The following is a 15,072-nucleotide window of genomic DNA, read 5'->3' on the forward strand; positions in this document are numbered from 1 at the left end:
CAGCTTAGAAGTGATCCGGGTCCGGAGTGCTGTCGTGCGCAAGCGTGTCCTTCAGGGGCGTGTGCTTGTGCAGGTCGCTTCCGAGGCGCGGAATTTCCAGGTTCAACAGTTTCAGTTTACGGTACAGATGCGTGCGCTCAAGTCCGGCGTGGCGAGCGACCTTCGTCATCTGGCAGTTTTCGTAGGACATCAGGCAGGACAGATAGGCCTTTTCGAAGTCGTCGCGCAACTCCTTGAGCGGACGATTGAAGTCGAGCGTGATGTCGGTGCCGGGAATCTTCAGCACAGGCAAGGATTCGAGGCGTTGTGGGGCTGGAGCGATTACAACGGGTTCCTGCGATTTTTCCTTTTGCTGCTGGTAGCGCGCAAACGTGTTCTGGCGTTGTCCCACGACCAGAGCGTGCTCCACCGTCGAGAGCAGCTTTTGCATGGAAATGGGCTTTTCGAGGAACGACAACGCGCCGAAGCGGATGGCTTCGACAGCGTTTTCGATGGTGCCGTGACCGCTCATCATGACGACGGGGCAGTGCAGCAGTCTGCGTTGTCCCCATTCTTTGAGCAAGGTGATGCCGTCCGTGTCGGGCATCCAGATATCCAACAGGATCAGGTCGTACTTGTCCTGCAGCACAAAAACGCGGGCCGCTTCTGCGCTGTCGGCTGTGTAGACGGTATGGCCTTCATCAGTGAGAATGTCCGAGAGCATTTCTCGGATACCAAGTTCGTCATCGACGATAAGGATTTTTGACATACTGCTTGCTGTTCAAACTTCCAAAAGCGTGCCCTTGTTCAAATTTCAGGACGGCGATTCCACAATGTTACGCACCTTTTGCTCCGCAGGCACGTTTTTATCCTCAGGGTTTGCGTTTTGATGGTCTTCAGGGGCGTGATTATCCGCTGCATCGGCGTTTTGACGGCGGTTGAGCGGGAAAACCAGTGTGATTTTTGCACCGATTACCTCGCCGTTGACTTCCGTACGGTTGCCGAGCGAGATGCGGGCGTGGTGTTCGTCCATGATTTTCTTGACCATCGGCAGGCCTAGGCCCGTACCTGTCGGTTTAGTGGTGATGTAGGGCTCGAATGCTTTGGCTAGCACCGAAGGCGAGAACCCTCCGCCGTTGTCGGTGAGAGTGACGCGCACGCCCGTTGCCGTGCCGTTTTGCATCTGCAGTTCTGCCGTGAGGCAAATGAACGGATCGGGACTGTTGCGGCCGATTGCTTCAACGGAGTTGCTGATGAGGTTGTGGAAAACCTGACGCAACTGATTGGCGTCGCCTCCAATTTCGGGAAGATTGCCGTCGCAGTGCAGCTGAACTTCGGTGCCTGCACTGTGGTAGAAGTCGACGACTTCGGCAAGGAAAAGCTTCAGATTCAGAGGCTTGAGAACAGCTTCGGGAAGCTTGGCGAAATCGCGGAAGTCGTTGACCATCTGCTTCATGGCGTCTACTTGCGTGACGATGGTGCCGGTGGTGCGGTGCAGCAGCGCCTCGTTCTTTTCGTCGAGTTTGCCGGTGAGTTTCATCTCGAGACGCTCGGCCGCCAGACGAATCGGCGTGAGTGGGTTCTTGATTTCATGGGCTAGTCGACGGGCGACTTCGCCCCATGCGACCGCGCGCTGAGCGTCGAGAATGCGTGTGATGTCGTCAAAGATGATCACGAAGCCGGGGCCGTTTTCAAGATGCAGCCTAGAAGCACGCACAAAGAGCGTGACGTCGGCATGGCCTTCGGTGCTCGTGATCGGCAACTCAAACGAGATGGGCGCATCATCGTCCGTGAGCTCCATTTTCTGAGTGAAAGTCTGGGCAAGCGTGGGAGAAACGTCCTGAACCATGGTGCCCGCACCGATTGCGTCAGTGTGCAGGATGTCGGCGGCGGCCGCATTACTCATGGCTACGCGCAACTTGTCGTCCGTCACCAGAACGCCGGATGAAAGATTGGCAAGAATCAGCTCGAGCTGCGAGCGTGCTTGTTCGGCTTCCTGGCGGCGCCGCTCGACGTTTTCTCGGGCGTCAGCCACCTGGAAAATCATGGTGTTGAAGGATTTGGTGAGCAGGTTGATTTCGCTATCGCCGGAATATTCCTTAATCGGGCGCAGGTCGCCTTCAGCCACCTTTCGCGTGCCTCGTGCCAGCTGAAGCACGGGAGCTGTGGTGGCGCTGGCAAACACGAACGCGACGGCAACGGCGACCAAAACGGCCAGCAGCATCGTGAGCGTGAGCGTGATCGTGTAGACGTTGCGAAGCGCCGTACGCGAAAGCACGAGTTCCTGATAGTTTCGATAGCCTTCAACGAGATCAATGGTGTGCTCGGCCATGGCCTTGGGCACGACCTGCGTGAGCTGAAGATAAGTGGTGGGCTGCAGCGCGGCGTAGGCGTCCATCGGCACGATGCTGCGGATGCGCAGCGACCCTTCGCTTTCGGGCTGTTCGCCTTCAAGCAGATAGATGCCGTATTCGGCACGCGCCTTTTGCAATTGGGAAGCCGTCGGACGATCAATGATTGCGGTGACGGTGGGCGAGAAGGAGCTTAAGAGAATTTCGCCTGAAGATGAAAAAACGATGGCAGAAGCCGCGTCCGATGTTTCGCGCATACGATCAAGCGTGAGCGCACGTTCACCTTTGGAGGTAGCGTTCAAAATGGAAGCGATGCGACGGGCTGTTTGCAAGAGCTGATGCTGTTCGCGCGTGAGCACTTCGCTTGAAAGTGCAACGCCGGAGTCAAGCGCCTGTTCCACGCGCACGTCAAACCACGAGTCGATGGATCGCCCGATGAACTGACTTGACACAAAGTAGAGCAACAAGCACGGAAATACGGCTGCGAGTGACAGGTAGAGCGCCAGATTGATGGTCATTCGCGAACCGAACACCTTGTTGCGGCGCTGCTTGAAGAGACGGTAAACAACGGCGCCGATAAAGGCGAGCAGAGCGATCGTTGCAAACGAGGTGACGATGAGCAGGATCGGGAAATAGCGCTCAAAAACGGTGGAATTGGCGCCACCTGCGGCCATTGCTACCAGAAGAACAACCGCAACAACGATAGCGGCGGTCAGGGGAATGCGAAACCAACGGGTCATAACCGCGACGGATCCGGGAAAAGGGTGGCCTTGAGCGCCTGCTGGACATCGATGGTGATCCAATCGCTGTCAAGCTCCCAATCGGAGTTTCCTCCGACGATGACCTGCAGAGGTTTGGGCAGACGGGAGGAGTCAAGCCGCATACGCGCCTCGATCTCAAGCGAAGAGTCTTTGAGCAAGGAGGATTCAGCGATGCGCCAACCGATCAAGTGACGCGTGATCGGAAGAATCTGCTCGAGCGTGTCGTAGGTTTGGGAGAGACCGCCGCGAGAGAACCGATACTGACGGGTAAGCGGACTGAAACTGATGCGCTGAACGAGTTCGAGATGCCCCAGATCCTTGTCAAACCAGAGCGTGCGTTTGCTTTGCAGACGCACTTCGCAGACGAAGTAAAGCGCAATGCCGCGACGCAGACTGTCGATGAGTGTTTCGGGCAGATCGTATTCCCAGCTCAAAGACAGGAAAAGATCATTGCCCTGTGGCTCGAGCACGGCTTGCATGAGCTGAATCTCGGTCGTGTCGGCCGAAGCCGCGCGCGGCACAAGTGCCGCGATCGGAGCGGCGGCGGCAGCGGCGCAAAGTTGGCGGCGAGTGACAGTCATACCGAAATCAGCGTTTCCGCAAAAGTGAATAGAAGAATCCGTCGTGCGGCCCGTCGATGAGATCGGGCATGTCAGGATTGTCGCACGGCATCAGGCGCAGTTGCGAACACGAGCACTTTGGAAGTGCAACGGCTTGTGCATCATCGTGCGCTTCAAGAAAAGCCTTGATCTGCTGCGAACCTTCTTCAGCGAATACCGAACAGACGGCATAGAGGAGTCTGCCGCCGGGTCTGACGACGGGCCAAAGGGCTTCCAGAAGGCGTTTTTGCTGTTGCGCGAGGGCAACAATATCGTCCGGGCGACGAGAAAAAACGATCTCGGGGTGACGACGCACGATGCCGCTTGCCGTGCAGGGTGCATCAAGCAAGACGGCATCAAACGGCTTGCCATCCCACCAACGGGAGATGTCGGCCGCGTCGCACACGCGAACATCTGCCTTGAGAGCCAGTCGCGAGAGGTTTTCCTCAATACGTGGAGCGCGTTGCGGGTCGGATTCCAGAGCCGTGACCGAGCAATCGGAGAGTTCGAGCACGTGCGCCGTTTTGCCGCCGGGGGCGGCGCATGCGTCGAGAATGCGTTCGCCCGCTTTGGGGGCAAGGAAAAGACCGGCTAATTGGGCGCCCGCGTCCTGGACACTGACCAAACCTTCGGCAAAACCTGGAATGCGGTGAACGGGCCGCGCCTTTTCCAGCAGCACGGCCTGACCGCCCAACGCACGAGCGGGACAGCCGGCGGCCTGTGCGTCGGTCAGCCATTTTTCAACAGATGTCTTGCGTACGTTGACGCGCAGTGTCATTGGCGGCTTTTTGTGCAGCGTCTCGAAAAGAGTATCAAGGTTTTGGGGGCCGAATTCCTTGCGCATGCGGTCGATCCACCAGCCCGGTGCGTTGTAGCGGGCGATGCGGTCGGCGAGTATCGTTTTGTCGAGCGCCGCCTTTTCGCGCAGATAACGACGCAGACAGGCGTTGATCAGGCCGCTTGCGCGGTACGTTGCGTTGTTCATGCGCGCCGCGTTGATGGCTTCGTTGACGACGACGTAGGGTTTATCGGGCTGCTCGTTGAGTTCGGAGAGCGAGACGGCTAGAAGTGCCGCCACTTCAGGAGTCGGACGGCGTGAGACGAGTTTGGCGACAAGTCGCTCCAGGAAAACGGCACGGCGCAGCGCGCAGTAAAGAATCGATCGAACGGCGGCTTTTTCGTCGGGCGAAGCGCTGGCGCATCGGACTTCAATCGTGCGGTCAAAGGCCGCTTGCTCGGAAAGATCACCCCAGCATGCGGCAGCAAGCGTCAGCGAACGGCTAAGAGTGGCACTCATTGCAGCACGTCCCCGACGGTAAGTCCGGTGCTCTGTACAAAGGCGGCAGCCGGCATGGCGGGTTTGCCCGCACGCTGAAGTTCAAGACAGTCAATGGCGCCGCTGCCGCAGGCCACGATCAGTCGGTGTCCGGTCTGCAGTACTTCACCGGGTTTGCCGCAGGCGTCAATCGTCGCGGCATTGCGGATTTTGACGGTCTCGCCCTTGAGGACAGCCGTTGCGAACGGAAACGGATTGAAGGCACGAATGCGGCGGGCTACGACCTCGGCCGGAAGAGACCAGTCAATCGGTGCTTCGGATTTAAGGATTTTTTCGGCGTATGTGACGCCTTCTTCGGGCTGCGCTTCCCAGGTGAGCGAATCGGCCTGTTCGAGCGCCTTCACGATCAGCTCGGCGCCCATTTCGGTGAGACGCTCAAAAAGCGTAACCGACGTGTCGGTGTCGGTGATTGCCGTTTCGGATTTCAGGATCATGGGGCCGGTATCAAGGCCTGCTTCCATTTTCATGAGCGTAATGCCGGTGACCGCGTCGCCCGTTTCGATGGCACGCTGCACGGGAGCCGCTCCACGCCAGCGCGGCAGGATCGAACCGTGAATGTTTATGCTCTTGATGTCACCGTCGCGGCCGATGCCTCGGGCGGCGTCAAGCGCGCGCTGCGGCAAAATCAAGCCGTAGGCGGCAACGATCAGCACATCGGCACCGGAATTTTCAAGTGCGACGAGCGCTTCTTCGGCCTCTTCCGGAGCTCGCTTTACGGAAAGCGAAATCGGCGTCAGGACGGGAATGTTGTGCGCCAGAGCCACTTCTTTGACGGCAGAGGGCTTGAGCTTCATGCCGCGGCCGCTCGGACGATCGGGCTGAGTGAGAACAAGACAGACCTCGTGCCCGGCGTCAATCAGGGCGCTCAGGGCGGCAGCAGCAAAGGCAGGGGTGCCGGCAAAAGCAATACGCATAGAAACTCTTGAAGAAGCGGGAAAAATGGTGTGTTGCGCGGTATTGTAGCGGCTTGGTCGGAAAGGCTGAGTAGAATCGGTCAGGTCGTCTTGCAAGCGACGGCATGCTTTAGAGGTTAAAAACAAAACGGATTCACACCATGGAAAAGATGCTTCTTACCCGGCGCGGTCGTTTCGGATGCCGTCTGTACGGCGATCCGGCCATGCCTCCGCTTGTGCTGTTGACGGGCTTAGGGATGAATGCCGCTTCCTGGCCGGAGCCTTTCCTCACGCGTCTGGTACGCAAGGGGCTCTATGTCATTGCGCCGGATAACCGAGACAGCGGATCGAGTATGCTCGGTACGGAGTCCGTGAGCAAGACGCGTATGTTCGCGAGCATCGCCAAGTACATTGCGGGCGGCTCCGTGCATGCTGAATATCGTCTTGAAGATATGGCTGCCGATACCGAAAGCATCATGGATGAATTGGGAATTGAACGCGCGCACATTGCCGGCATTTCCATGGGCGGCATGATTGCGCAGGTGTTTGCCTGCCGTGCGCCGCACCGGACGGTGAGCCTCACGAGCATGTCGTCGGCAACCGGAAACGTCATCACCGGCGTGGGCAACCCGGTGGCCATTCGCCAGGCGTTGCAGCCTGCGCCGAGCACCAAGGATCGACTGGCTTGGCGCAACTATCTGCGCAACGTGATGACGGCGATCGGCACGAAAAACGAGATCTACAGCGATGAGGCGCTCGACAAGATCATTGACGTGGAATTTGAGTACGAGGTGCCGCCGCAGGCCAAAATGCGTCAGCTGATGGCAATTCTTGCCTCAGGCGATCGGCGCGAGCAGCTGCGTCAGCTTTCTGTTCCGACGTTGGTGATTCACGGTACGGCCGATCCGCTTTTGCCTCTTCGCGCTGGTAAAGAAACGGCCGAATGCATTGAGGGGGCCCGCTTTATGCCGATGGAAGGGATGGGGCACGACCTTGCCGCATCCCGTCAGCTGGAAATGGCAGACGCCGTGGCCGCGCATTGCTACGGCACGACGCTGCGGTAAGACGAATCAGCGGTTTTCGCGCTTGGCCTTTTCTTCGCGGGCCTTTTCCTTGCGGCGCTTGGCCAGTTTGGCAGCGGCGCGGGACTTCTTGAGCTGGCTCAGATGGTCGATGAAGACGATGCCGTCGAGGTGATCGAGTTCGTGCTGTACGCATACGCTCATGAGCTCGTCGCACTGCATTTCGAAGAATTCGCCCTTGAGGTCCTGCGCCTTGACGGTGACAAACGAAGGACGCTTCACTTTCTCATAGAGGCCGGGCAGAGACAGGCAGCCTTCTTCGCATTCCTTGATCTCTTCGGAGCGGGAGGTGATTTCAGGGTTGACCAAAACGTGCAGATCGTTTTTTTCTTCCGAGATGTCGATCACGACCATGCGAATGAGTTTGCCCACCTGCGTGGCGGCAAGCCCCACGCCGGGAGCTTCGTACATGGTTTCAGCCATGTCGGCCGCCAGCTGTCTGAGCGCATCGTCGAAAACAACGACGGGTTCGGCCTTGGCAGCCAGACGAGGATCGGGATACTGAACGATGGGCAGAAGTGCCACTGTGAAGACCTCCGGAAAAACTGTCTCGAAAAACGCGGCCGATAAAATTGGCCGGATAAGCGCGCTATTGTATGCGCCAAATGTGGAAAAGCGCTGAATTTACGCAAAATTTTCGGGAAAAACAAGGTGTTTGACAAGGAGAAAAACGTTGTAGACCTTCGCTGGCTGATGCTGATGATAGCTGCCGGCGACATGGGACCTGAGCGACTGCGCCGACTGATGGAGGTCTACACAGACGTCAATCGCATCTTTGATGCCGGTCGCAGAGCCTGTGCGGACATCATTGGTGAGGTAGCCTCGCGCCGTCTTTTTGATGAGGCGCGCGAAGAGCAGGCTCGGAACATCCAAAGGTGGTTGCAGACCACGCCACAGGCCGATTTTGTTTGCTGGGCCGATCCGGACTTCCCAAGGGAGGTTCTTGCTTACGAAGGCGCTCCTTCTTTCTTTTTACTGAGAGGAAGAAGGGAGATTCTTGCCGGCAGACGCATTGCCTTGGCAGGGGCGATGCACGCGAACGATGAGGGGATGCGAAACGCAGCCTCTTTTGCTGAGGCTCTGATTAGGGCCGGACGGACGGTGGTGACGTTTTTGGAAAACGAAACCGATGCGCAGGTTGCCCGTTCGGCGCTGGCGATGGATGACGATTCGCCATCGGGGCTTCTCGTGCTGAGTGCTACGGGGCCCGATCGACTTTATCCGCCCGTCATGCGTGACCTGTATCACCGGGCGGCCGATGGCGGCCTGATTCTGACGCCGCTGATGCCGAGTGTGGGCGTTTCGGAGGAAACGCTGGAGCAGCGGAGAGTTCTCTGTTCGTATCTGTGCCCGGAACTTTTGGTTGTGCAAGCCGAACTTCCGGGGCCGACCCATACTCTGGCACGTATATTTGGTGAAAACAACCGCGACGTTTATGCGATTCCGGGCAGCATCCATTCGCCGCTTTATAAAGGCAGTCATAAGTTGCTTCGGGAAGGTGCGAGACTGACTGAGTCGGTGGCTGACATTGAGGCTTGCGCGAAAGCGTGAAAAGGCGTTTGCGGGAACGATTGACAAAAATCCTGTCAATTCAAATGTCTGCGTTTCTGAAGGCGGTTTGAGGATAAGTTTTCGTTTCGTCCGGAACAAAAAACGATTCGAGAACGGTTGCAAAGCAATGGATTTTGCGGCTATCCTGAAAAAAGAGACGCGTGTTTCGATTTTTTTGCGACGCGTTTCGTGGAATATTTAAAGGTGATATGAAGACACTGATTATCGCGGAGAAGCCGTCAGTTGCCGTTGACATCGCGAAAGTTATCGGCGGATTGAAGAAAACCGGAGACTATTACGAGGGCGAAGACTACATCGTAGGAAACGCCCTCGGTCATCTTTTGGAGCTTGCTTGTCCCGACGCTTACGAAGTCAAGCGCGGCAAGTGGACGTTTGCGCACCTTCCGGTTCTGCCGCCTTATTTTGATTTGAAGCCGATTGCCAAGGCCGGAGAAAAGCTCAAGAACCTCAAGAAGCTGATTCACCGCAAGGACGTTGGTCTCATTATCAACGCATGCGACGCGGGACGCGAAGGCGAATTGATTTTCCGCTATATCATGCAGGCGACGAAAAACGACAAGCCCATCAAGCGCTTGTGGCTACAGTCCATGACGCCGGCAGCCATCCGCGAGGCCTTTGCGCATTTGCGAACCGACGAAGAAATGCAGACGCTTGCTGACGCTGCCCGCAGCCGCTCCGAGGCCGATTGGCTGGTCGGCATCAATGGCACGCGCGCAATGACGGCATTCAACAGTTCCGACGGGGGGTTCTTTCTGACGACCGTTGGCCGTGTGCAGACGCCGACGCTTGCCATTGTCGTGCGCCGTGAAAACGAAATCCGAGCCTTCCGCCCACGCGACTATTGGGAAGTCAAGGCCCAGTTTGCCGTGTCAGGTGGCAACTATGAAGGTCGCTGGTTTGATCCAAAGTTCAAGAAGCACCCGAGCGACAATGCTTTGCGCGCCGAACGACTTTTCGACGAGCAGGTCGCCAAAGACATTCTTGAACGTGTCAAAGGCAAGGTTGCCGCTGTTACCGAGACGTCCAAGCGCACGACGCAGCTCTCTCCGCAGCTTTTTGATCTGACGAGCCTACAGCGCGAAGCCAACAACAAGTTTGGCTATTCAGCCAAGACGACGTTGGCAATCGCACAGGCGCTCTATGAAAAGCACAAGCTACTGACCTATCCGCGTACCGATTCGCGAGCGCTGCCCGAGGACTACCTTGGAACGGTGCAGGAAACGCTGCGACTGCTTTCCGGCACGCAGGCGTATCAATCCTGTGCGGAAGAAATTCTGAAGAAAGGCTGGATTAAGCCCAATCGCCGAATCTTTGACAACGCCAAGATCAGCGATCACTTTGCCATCATCCCGACGCTGCAGCCTGTGAAGACGGGGCTCTCCGAAGCCGAACTCAAGATCTACGACTTAGTGGTGCGTCGCTTCATGGCCGTGTTCTATCCTGCCGCCCAGTTTGATGTGACGACGCGCATCTCCAAGGTGGGCGAAGATCACTTCAAGACCGAAGGCAAGGTGCTCGTTGAACCCGGCTGGATGACTGTCTACGGTCGCGAGGCTGCTCAGGATGCGGCGCTCGTGTCGTTGAACGGGGCTGATACGGCAGACGTCGTTGATGCCAAGCTCGAAAAGCAGCAGACACGTCCGCCTGTTCGTTATAACGAAGCCACTCTTCTGTCGGCGATGGAAGGTGCGGGCAAACTCGTCGAAGACGAAGAACTGCGTGAAGCCATGGCCGAAAAGGGGCTCGGTACGCCGGCTACGCGAGCGGCTATTATTGAAAACCTGATCGACCAAAAGTACATTCAGCGCGACGGGCGTGATTTGCGTGCCACTGCTAAGGCGCAGCAGCTGTTGTCGCTCATTGACGGCCTCAACATCAAGGCGCTGTCGGATCCGGCTCTTACCGGCGAATGGGAGTACAAGCTCGCGCAGATTGCCAAGGGCAATCTGCCGCGCGAAGCGTTCATGCACGAAATCCGTGACATGACCAACACAATCGTGGCATCGGCCAAGAACTACGAAGGCAATACAGTTCCCTTGGAGAATCCGCAGCACTTCAAGACACCCTGCCCGAAGTGCGGAGGCGAAGTGGTGGAAAACTATCGCCGCTACGCCTGCACGACTCCGGGGTGCGACTTCAGCCTCACAAAACATCCGGCGGGCCGCATGTTCGAACCCGAGGAAGTCGAGGAGCTGATGGCCACGCGTCATGTCGGGCCGCTGTCGGGCTTCATCAGCAAAATGGGACGTCCTTTCGAGGCCGAGCTCAAACTCACGGCCGACTGTAAGCTCGAATTTGACTTTGGTGACAAACCTGAGGAAGCCGAGCAACCGCTCGATCCGGCCGCGCTTGAAGAAATCGGAACGTGTCCGAAGTGCGGAGGTCGCGTTTTGATCGGCCCCAACGCTTATATTTGCGAACATGCGATGGGTGACAAGAAATGCGATTTCCGCATCAGCCGTACGATCCTGCAACAGGAAATCGAACCGGAACAGGCTCGTCTGATTCTTACGCAGGGCAAGAGCGGCCTGATGACGGACTTTGTATCGGCTCGAACCAAGCGCAAGTTCAAGGCTTTTTTGATTTGGGATCCCAAGGGTAAGAAGTTGGGCTTTGAATTCCCGCCGCGTGAAGAGGGCGCCAAAAGCGAAACACGCAAAACAGCGACGCGCAAGAAGGCTTCCTAAGGTATAGCGCAGTCCCAGCGGCAAAGAGGTGTTTTCCGGAAGACGGACAGCACCTTTTTTTATCAAATGTTTGCTAATTGTTCGCCATCGAACGAAAGTTGTGATAGCATTCCGTTCGATATCGAACAAATAAAGGAATTCACAATGAGATTACCTAACCAGACCATGGTGCCTTTTCTTGCTGGCTTGCTGCTGGCGGGAACAAGTGCGTTTGTTGCCGAGGAGATGCGTAAGCGCGGTATCGAGGATCTCATTCCTTCGCACGGCAATCTGCTGGTGCATCTTTTTGGGGGCGAAGCCTTGACGGTGACTGAGTTGGCACAGCGTACCGGACGCACCAAGTCGACGATTTCAGTGCTTGCAGGAAAATTGGAAAAAGCCGGCTATTTGCGCCGTGAACCTGATCCCGCTGATGCGCGTTTGTTGCGATTGCGGCTAACTGAAAAAGGCGAGGCACTCGAAGACGCCTTTGCCGAAATCACAGCTGAAATGCACCGCAAGATCAGCGAAGGACTTGGCGAGCAGGAACTTGCTGTATTGGAAGCGCTTCTTGCCAAGAGCGCTCAGATCTTCAATCCGCAACCCGACAGCGTTTACCGCGGTCCGGTTGCCAATGCTTAAGTGTGAAAAAGGAGAGAGTGATGACGGAAAACTTTAAATTGGTTTCTGTAGCCCAGGCGCCTCGTACTGAACTGCATGATCAGTTGGGATTGACCGGTTGCGAAGTGTCGATTAACAGCCTGCCGGCGGGCGCGGCCGTCCCGTTTGTACATGCTCACAAGCAAAACGAAGAGCTCTACGGCGTGTTGTCCGGCAGCGGTGAAATCTGGATTGACGGCGAAGTGCACGCCATCAAAGCCGGTGACTGGTTCCGTGTGAGTCCCGCTGGCAAGCGTGCGATTCGTGCGGCTGAAAACGAAGGCATTACGTTTATCTGCATGCAAACCAAGGCAGGCAGTCTTGAGAACTACACGATGACCGACGGTGTGATGTGTGAAGAAAAGGCGCCTTGGCTGAAGTAATCGAAATAGCTTTCGCCACTAAAAAAGCGGGATCTCCGGTTGCGCGGACATCCCGCTTTTCTTAGCTTGCCGAGCGAGCATCTGTGTCGGCAATGCGCTGAACTAGTACTTGGTCGATCTTGTTGGCGTCAACGTCAATCACTTCGAAACGATAGCCGCCCCAGTCGAAGCGGTCCGTACGCTTCGGGATTTTTCGCAACATGTACATCATGAAGCCTGCGACGGTTTCATAGTTTTGCGAATCGGGCAATTCATCCAGATCAAGCGTGTAGACCAGGTCTACCGTGGGCGTGGCGCCGTCGACAAGCCAGCTGTGATCATCACGTTCGATGATCTGGCTTTCTTCGGGGGTGAGCACCAGATCGCCCATCACTGTACTCATTACGTCCTTCAAGGTCACGATGCCCACGACCAGCGCGTACTCATTGAGTACCACGGCAAAGTCTCCGCGCGAACGCTGGAACATTTCCAAAATTTCCGACAGCGTGAGCGTGTCAGGGACAAACTGCACCTGCTGAACAAGTCCCTGCTCGGTGATGGAAATCGGTTTTCCTTCAAGCAGGCGCCTCAACACGTTTTTGCTGTCGATAAAGCCGATGACGTGATCAATGTCGCCGTCACAGACCAGAAAGTAGTTGTGCGGGTTTTGGCTGATCTGTTTGCGAATTTCCGCTTCGCTTTCATCAAGGGTGAAGTAGACGATGGATTCGCGCGCCGTCATGGCTGTAGTAACGGGCCGGTTTTCCATATTGAACACGTTTTCGATCACCGCCTGTTCATTGGCGTCAATGATGCCCTGATCGCTGCCGGCGCTCACCGTCGCGAGAATGTCGTCAGAGGTGAGCTTATCCTTTGGTGCCAACGGAATATTGAGAAAACGCAACACTGCGTTTGCCAGATTGTCAAAAATCCAGACAAAGGGGCTGATGATGGTGCCGAAGATGTGCATGGGCATGGACACCAAAATGGCGTTGCGCTCGGGGTTGTTCATGGCCAGGCGCTTGGGCAGGAGGTCCGACAACAGCACCACGGCGCAGGTGATCAGCAGAAAAGAGCAGACAAAACCCAGCTGGGCCGCAGTTTCCGGAGACAGGATGTAGCGAAATGCTGCCGAAAAATAGGGGGAAAAAGCCGATTCGCCGACGATACCGCCCATGATGGCGGCCATGTTGTTACCGATCTGGATGACTGAGAAGTAGCGTCCCGGGTTTTCTTTTGTCTTCAGCGTTCGCGCGGCTCCTCGAACGCCCTCTTCAGCCATGGCTCGGAGTCGGAGCTTGCGTGCGGCCGCAAGACTGATTTCCGAAAAGGAAAAGAACCCACCGATGCAGACGAGAAGAAAAAGGCAAAAAATTTGAACGCCGAGCGACATAAAAATCCAAAATAATCAACACACTCGGCGCATTTTATCAGAGCTCGCGGAGCGCTATTCGCACTGTGGCCTAACCTGGAGAAAGTGCTCAGACGGCTTGATTTGAACCAAGAATTGGGGAATCAGTACGCGGTCCATTTGGAGAACGAAAGCGGCGGAGGATAAACTTTTTAAAGTTGGGTGCGTGTCGCACCTGGCGTTCAACAGACCGTTTTAATGAAAAAGCGAGCGCACCGCACAACGGACGCCGCAAAGGGAATAACAAAATGAACATCAAGACAGTTTGTGCAATGGGAGCTTTGCTTGCACTTTGCTCGGTCGCCAATGCCGGTCCCGTGTTAGACGCCGTTAAAGCGCGCGGGCAGGTGATCTGTGGTGTCAACACCGCCGCCCCCGGTTTTGCAAGTGCCGACAGCAAAGGCCAGTGGACCGGTCTTGATGTTGATACCTGCCGTGCCGTGGCCGCAGCTGTGCTCGGCGACGCGCAGAAGGTGAAGTTCGTTCCGCTTTCCTCGCCGCAGCGCTTTACGGCTTTGCAGTCGGGTGAAATCGATATTTTGTCTCGCAATACCACCTGGACGCTGACCCGCGACGCCTCTCAGGGTGCCGTTTTTGCGGCCATCAACTACTACGACGGCCAGGGCTTTATGGTTCCCAAGAAGCTCGGAGTCAAGAGTGCCAAGCAGCTTAACGGCGCGACGGTTTGCCTGCAGTCGGGCACGAGTTCCGTTCAGGCTATGGCCGACTACTTTGCCGCCAACAACATGAAGTACAAGCCGGTTATGTTCGATACGACCGAAGCCACGCAGAGCGCCTTCATTTCCGGTCGCTGCCAGGTCTACACGACCGACATGAGCGACCTCGCTGGTGCCCGTACGCGCGCCCGCAATCCGGCTGACTTCGAAATCCTTCCGGAAACCATTTCCAAGGAACCGCTGGGTCCGTCCGTGCGCCGCGGAGACGATGAATGGTTCCAAATCGTCCGCTGGTCTTTCTTCGCTATGGTTGAGGCTGAAGAAAATGGCATCACCAAGGCCAACGTTGATCAGATTCGCGCAACGAGCAAGGTGCCTCAGGTGATGCGCCTTGTCGGTACGGGTGACGATACGGGCAAGCTCCTTGGTTTGGATAAGGACTGGTCGTATCGCATCATCAAGCAAGTCGGCAATTACGGCGAAAGCTGGACGGCCAATTTCGGTCCGAACACCAAACTGAACCTGCCCCGCGGTCTCAACAACTTGTGGACCAAGGGCGGCGTCATGTACGTGCCCCCGATCCGCTAAGCGAACGCTTTTAAGCGCTTGGACGCAAGCGCATCCGAAGCGAGCGCCTTTTAGCTCGTTTTGGAGTCTTTGAGCCGCGGTTGTACGACCTGAAAAACAGGTCGGCCGCGGCTTTTGCATTTAAAATGCGGATCT

12 protein-coding genes and 1 pseudogene are annotated in these 15,072 nt (G+C 56.5%); 6 read left to right on the forward strand and 7 right to left on the reverse strand.

All coding sequences use genetic code 11. The features are described from left to right. Positions 1-4: 4 nt before the first annotated feature. The 5 genes from DW133_RS05945 to fmt are packed head-to-tail and all read right to left on the reverse strand — an operon-like array spanning position 5 to position 5,940. Positions 5-748, reverse strand: coding sequence for a response regulator (locus DW133_RS05945; protein WP_118275732.1), 744 nt, complete (start codon positions 746-748; stop codon positions 5-7). Positions 749-793: 45 nt separating this feature from the next. Continuing rightward, positions 794-3,070 (reverse strand): ATP-binding protein, encoded by a 2,277-nt coding sequence (locus DW133_RS05950; protein WP_118275733.1) that lies wholly within the window; start codon positions 3,068-3,070, stop codon positions 794-796. Beyond that, the gene (locus DW133_RS05955) at positions 3,067-3,672 is read right to left on the reverse strand and encodes a DUF4390 domain-containing protein (protein ID WP_118275734.1); all 606 of its coding nucleotides are present in this window, start codon (positions 3,670-3,672) and stop codon (positions 3,067-3,069) included. The genes DW133_RS05950 and DW133_RS05955 overlap by 4 nt, the downstream gene beginning before the upstream one ends. A gap of 7 nt (positions 3,673-3,679) precedes the next feature. Further along, positions 3,680-4,987: a 16S rRNA (cytosine(967)-C(5))-methyltransferase RsmB gene (gene rsmB, locus DW133_RS05960; protein ID WP_118275735.1), complete on the reverse strand. Its 1,308-nt coding sequence runs from the start codon at positions 4,985-4,987 to the stop codon at positions 3,680-3,682. Then, positions 4,984-5,940 (reverse strand): methionyl-tRNA formyltransferase, encoded by a 957-nt coding sequence (gene fmt, locus DW133_RS05965; RefSeq protein ID WP_118275736.1) that lies wholly within the window; start codon positions 5,938-5,940, stop codon positions 4,984-4,986. The genes rsmB and fmt overlap by 4 nt, the downstream gene beginning before the upstream one ends. 140 nt (positions 5,941-6,080) lie before the next feature. Here fmt and DW133_RS05970 point away from each other — a divergent pair, with 140 nt between their 5' ends. Continuing rightward, entirely contained in the window at positions 6,081-6,983 is a 903-nt protein-coding gene (locus DW133_RS05970; RefSeq protein ID WP_118275737.1) for an alpha/beta fold hydrolase, read from the forward strand. Between the two features lie 6 nt (positions 6,984-6,989). Here DW133_RS05970 and def read toward each other — a convergent pair whose 3' ends face one another. Continuing rightward, positions 6,990-7,526 carry a peptide deformylase gene (gene def / locus DW133_RS05975; RefSeq protein ID WP_118275738.1) on the reverse strand — a complete coding sequence of 179 codons (537 nt, stop codon included), beginning with the start codon at positions 7,524-7,526 and terminating at the stop codon, positions 6,990-6,992. Between the two features lie 126 nt (positions 7,527-7,652). Between def and DW133_RS05980 the strand changes: the two genes are divergently transcribed. The 4 genes and pseudogenes from DW133_RS05980 (at position 7,653) to DW133_RS05995 (ending at position 12,282) form a co-directional block, all read left to right on the forward strand. Beyond that, positions 7,653-8,552: a DNA-processing protein DprA gene (locus DW133_RS05980; RefSeq protein WP_118275739.1), complete on the forward strand. Its 900-nt coding sequence runs from the start codon at positions 7,653-7,655 to the stop codon at positions 8,550-8,552. Between the two features lie 209 nt (positions 8,553-8,761). Next, a pseudogene (locus tag DW133_RS05985) lies at positions 8,762-11,254 on the forward strand (DNA topoisomerase III); the annotation flags it as partial. Between the two features lie 150 nt (positions 11,255-11,404). Then, positions 11,405-11,881 (forward strand): MarR family winged helix-turn-helix transcriptional regulator, encoded by a 477-nt coding sequence (locus DW133_RS05990; protein ID WP_158571133.1) that lies wholly within the window; start codon positions 11,405-11,407, stop codon positions 11,879-11,881. A 20-nt stretch (positions 11,882-11,901) separates the two neighbouring features. Next, positions 11,902-12,282: a cupin domain-containing protein gene (locus DW133_RS05995; RefSeq protein WP_118275766.1), complete on the forward strand. Its 381-nt coding sequence runs from the start codon at positions 11,902-11,904 to the stop codon at positions 12,280-12,282. A gap of 61 nt (positions 12,283-12,343) precedes the next feature. Here the strand turns inward: DW133_RS05995 and DW133_RS06000 are convergent, their stop codons facing one another. After that, on the reverse strand, positions 12,344-13,654 hold the full coding sequence (locus DW133_RS06000) for a hemolysin family protein (RefSeq protein WP_118275742.1): 1,311 nt from the start codon (positions 13,652-13,654) through the stop codon (positions 12,344-12,346). 266 nt (positions 13,655-13,920) lie between these two features. On the opposite strand from DW133_RS06000, the gene DW133_RS06005 reads away from it, so the two are divergent. After that, positions 13,921-14,937, forward strand: a complete 1,017-nt coding sequence (locus DW133_RS06005; protein ID WP_118275767.1) for an amino acid ABC transporter substrate-binding protein — start codon at positions 13,921-13,923, stop codon at positions 14,935-14,937. Positions 14,938-15,072: the final 135 nt, after the last annotated feature.

The organism is Sutterella sp. AM11-39, assembly GCF_003472385.1.
Taxonomy (GTDB): domain Bacteria; phylum Pseudomonadota; class Gammaproteobacteria; order Burkholderiales; family Burkholderiaceae_F; genus Duodenibacillus; species Duodenibacillus intestinigallinarum.

Coding starts and splice junctions, on each gene's coding strand:
- DW133_RS06000 (WP_118275742.1), bottom strand. CDS start 13,654: ATGTCGCTCGGCGTTCAAATTTTTTGCCTTTTTCTTCTCGTCTGCATC.
- DW133_RS05995 (WP_118275766.1), top strand. CDS start 11,902: ATGACGGAAAACTTTAAATTGGTTTCTGTAGCCCAGGCGCCTCGTACT.
- DW133_RS05990 (WP_158571133.1), top strand. CDS start 11,405: ATGAGATTACCTAACCAGACCATGGTGCCTTTTCTTGCTGGCTTGCTG.
- DW133_RS06005 (WP_118275767.1), top strand. CDS start 13,921: ATGAACATCAAGACAGTTTGTGCAATGGGAGCTTTGCTTGCACTTTGC.
- fmt (WP_118275736.1), bottom strand. CDS start 5,940: ATGCGTATTGCTTTTGCCGGCACCCCTGCCTTTGCTGCTGCCGCCCTG.
- rsmB (WP_118275735.1), bottom strand. CDS start 4,987: ATGAGTGCCACTCTTAGCCGTTCGCTGACGCTTGCTGCCGCATGCTGG.
- DW133_RS05955 (WP_118275734.1), bottom strand. CDS start 3,672: ATGACTGTCACTCGCCGCCAACTTTGCGCCGCTGCCGCCGCCGCTCCG.
- DW133_RS05950 (WP_118275733.1), bottom strand. CDS start 3,070: ATGACCCGTTGGTTTCGCATTCCCCTGACCGCCGCTATCGTTGTTGCG.
- DW133_RS05945 (WP_118275732.1), bottom strand. CDS start 748: ATGTCAAAAATCCTTATCGTCGATGACGAACTTGGTATCCGAGAAATG.
- DW133_RS05970 (WP_118275737.1), top strand. CDS start 6,081: ATGGAAAAGATGCTTCTTACCCGGCGCGGTCGTTTCGGATGCCGTCTG.